Source organism: Kocuria himachalensis (genome assembly GCF_054784195.1).
In genome coordinates this window covers 1-2,787 of sequence record NZ_BAAGPL010000055.1, presented here as the reverse complement: position 1 = coordinate 2,787, position 2,787 = coordinate 1, and the positions used below count along the sequence as shown (strand labels likewise).

Below are 2,787 nucleotides of genomic sequence, written 5' to 3'. Positions count from 1 at the left end.
GAGAACGCACCCATCCCGGGCGGTGATTCACGACCGGTTTGCAGAATTCTGAACCAGGCCTCAGCCGCGCACGGGGGCGGGGCGTGTCTATCCCGATGCGCTGGACCAAGATCACGATCCCTCCACACCGTTGGCCCTCGTCATGGACGCACGGGTGCGTTGAGGATCACGGGCCCAACCTGCCGCGCGGTGTGGCAACGGCCCCTACGGTGGAGGTGGACAACGATGTCGATCTTCTCCCACCGGCACCGCGGTCCATCTGGGCTCGGGTGCGCTCGACCACCAGGAGGATCCACCCATGACCACATCCACTTCCAGCACTGTCCCTGATTACTCGGCTCCGCCGCTGCCCACCCCCAAAGCGGGTCCGACCGGTGCAGCCCCGCAACGTGGCGCTCCCCAGTTGTCTCGCTACCGGATGCGAACCGAGCGCCCGGGGCTGCATCTGCGGACGGGGGAGATCCTTTTGGGAACCCCGTACGAACCGAGCTCGCTGAACATGGTGGTGGTCGTGCGTTGTGAAGCTGACGGGCACAGCCCCGGTGCCCTGCTGCCCCTCGCCGAGCTCGAAGACCTCGGCCCCGCCGGTGAGGCTCTGGGTCCCTTCTCCTGGGGCAGACCCGGCGTCCGGGCCTGACCATCTGATGAGGCCAGTCCTCAAGCCCGGCCGGAGGCCTCTACAGCGAGGACCGGCCGGGCTTGTTGTACGTGCGGAGCTGCTGGCAGGAACCGGTTAATCGCTGAGCGGGGATACGACGGGGGCGGGGCTCAGTCCCCGACCGCGTCCCGGCCGCGGGCCACGATCAACGGATCCGGACCGTAGACCACGGTGGGGTCCTTGTCCTGGTAGTCGAACTGGTTCAGGAAGAACCGCATCGCGTTGAGCCGGGCGCGTTTCTTGTCGTTGGACTTCACCGTGATCCAGGGGGCGTGGTCGGTGTCGGTGGCCAGGAACATCTCCTCCTTGGCCTGGGTGTAGTCCTCCCACCGGTCCAGGGAGGCCAGGTCGTTGGGGGAGAGCTTCCAACGGCGCACGGGGTCGATCTGACGGATCGCGAACCGGGTGCGCTGCTCTTGACGGGTGACGGAGAACCAGAACTTGGTCAGGTGGATCCCGGAGTCCACCAGCATCTTCTCGAACACGGGGGCCTGGGCCATGAACCGGTGGTACTCCGCCTCGGTGCAGAAGCCCATCACGCGTTCGACCACCGCCCGGTTGTACCAGGAGCGGTCGAACATCACGATCTCCCCATTGGTGGGCAGGTGGGCGATGTAGCGCTGGAGGTACCACTGCCCGGCCTCCCGGTCCGAGGGCTTGGTCAGGGCCACGACCCGGGCCGCGCGCGGGTTGAGGTGCTCGGTGAAGCGTTTGATCGTGCCGCCCTTGCCGGCGGCGTCGCGGCCCTCGAACACGATCACGTGCTGGAGGTCGTGGTCCTGGCCCCAGTACTGGAACTTCAGCAGCTCCACCTGCAACTGGTACTTCTCCAACTCGTAGGCCTCACGGTCCAGGAGCTCGTCGTAGGGGTAGTCCTCCCGCCAGGTCTCCACCGCCGAGCCCCCGGGATCAATGAGGTCAGGATCATTGGAGTGCCCGTCCCGGACCGTGTAGCCCTGGACGGTGAGCTGGTCGATGAACTCCCGCAGGTTCTCCCGCCCCGACCACTGGTCCTCGGGCACCCACAGCCTTCTGGCTTCTGACATTTTTGCTCCTTCTCGCGCTGGGGAACTTTCGCGGCAGTGTAGACAGGGCAAGTAGACGGTAGATAAACACCGGAGGAGGCGCCCGGCGGCAAAGCACCGGAGTGCCGTGCTACGGCCTCCCATGGTTTTCACCGCTGGCGCCGGAGGAGTCGCACTGGGAAGGCACGGCATCCAGAACTTCGCTGGGTGGCCGGCCTCGTTGGGTCACCAAGTTTTGAGGCCGTGGGCCATGGGTAAGCTCGGGGATATGAGGGATCAGGCGGCTCCTGCTGGTGCTCAAGGCCCGACCACGACCCACCCGGGATTCGAGGCCGCCCGCCGGGCGTATCTAGGGGCCCGGCACGAGCTGACGATCGCTGCCCTGGAGGAGTTGATCCTGCGGGTGCGCACCCGCCATCCGTGCGCGGCGTCCTTGCTGTTGATCTGCGATGACGTGGAGGACGGGCTGTATCTGGCCGAGGTCACCGATAGTGCGGGCCGACGACTGGGTACCGCGGGCCCGTTGCTGGGTGACCGTACCTGCCACCAGGTCGTGGGCAATCTCTACGGGCCTGACCTGGCCGTGCTGTCCGGTGTTCGCCACGACCCCGTGGCCCTGACCTTCCAGGTGAGCCTCACCGACCGTGACCGCTGAGACGCCGCGGTGGTCAGGTGAGGTCCTGGCGCAGCTGGGTCATGAGCTCGGCCACGACCTCGTGGCCGGTGGTGACCCCGGTGCGCACCGCGGCCAGCTCCGCCCCGTGCAGCACCCCTACCGCGTAGCGGTCCTCGCCGGTACCCCGGTAGGCGTCGGCGGTGCGGGCCAGCCAGCCCTCCACGACTCCGGCGTCCATGATCTCGCCCAGCGCCTCCTGGTGGGCCTTGGCATCAGCGGCCGCGTGCCGGACCCTCTTGCCGGGGGTGAATCCGGAGCGTTTGAGCACCGCGCTCACGTAGCGGACCCGTTTGACGTCCTTGCGCACCTCGTGCAGGTGCTCCAACCGGTGGGCCAGATCCGTCTCCGCACCAGAGTCTTCAGCCGCCAGCCCGTGGTCCCCGACGCGTTGGACCTTGCGCAGAGCTCGGCGCACCAGCTTGTTCGCG

At 67.3% G+C, this 2,787-nt stretch carries 4 protein-coding genes; 2 read left to right on the top strand and 2 right to left on the bottom strand.

Translation table 11 applies throughout. From position 1 onward, the window contains the following. Positions 1 to 511 precede the first annotated feature (511 nt). Complete coding sequence (locus ACYVM4_RS18470; protein ID WP_460669497.1) at positions 512 to 637, top strand: hypothetical protein; 126 nt, start codon at positions 512 to 514, stop codon at positions 635 to 637. A 131-nt stretch (positions 638 to 768) separates the two neighbouring features. Here ACYVM4_RS18470 and ppk2 read toward each other — a convergent pair whose 3' ends face one another. Next, positions 769 to 1,704: a polyphosphate kinase 2 gene (ppk2, locus tag ACYVM4_RS18465; RefSeq protein ID WP_460669496.1), complete on the bottom strand. Its 936-nt coding sequence runs from the start codon at positions 1,702 to 1,704 to the stop codon at positions 769 to 771. 247 nt (positions 1,705 to 1,951) lie between these two features. Here ppk2 and ACYVM4_RS18460 point away from each other — a divergent pair, with 247 nt between their 5' ends. Further along, positions 1,952 to 2,338, top strand: coding sequence for a hypothetical protein (locus ACYVM4_RS18460; protein ID WP_460669495.1), 387 nt, complete (start codon positions 1,952 to 1,954; stop codon positions 2,336 to 2,338). A gap of 13 nt (positions 2,339 to 2,351) precedes the next feature. Here the strand turns inward: ACYVM4_RS18460 and ACYVM4_RS18455 are convergent. Next, the coding region (locus ACYVM4_RS18455; RefSeq protein ID WP_460669494.1) for a CHAD domain-containing protein at positions 2,352 to 2,787 on the bottom strand (436 nt) is incomplete at its 5' end.

What these genes read in the sequence shown, in the direction of transcription:
- ppk2 (WP_460669496.1), bottom strand. Translation starts at nt 1,704, where the DNA reads ATGTCAGAAGCCAGAAGGCTGTGGGTGCCCGAGGACCAGTGGTCGGGG.
- ACYVM4_RS18460 (WP_460669495.1), top strand. Translation starts at nt 1,952, where the DNA reads ATGAGGGATCAGGCGGCTCCTGCTGGTGCTCAAGGCCCGACCACGACC.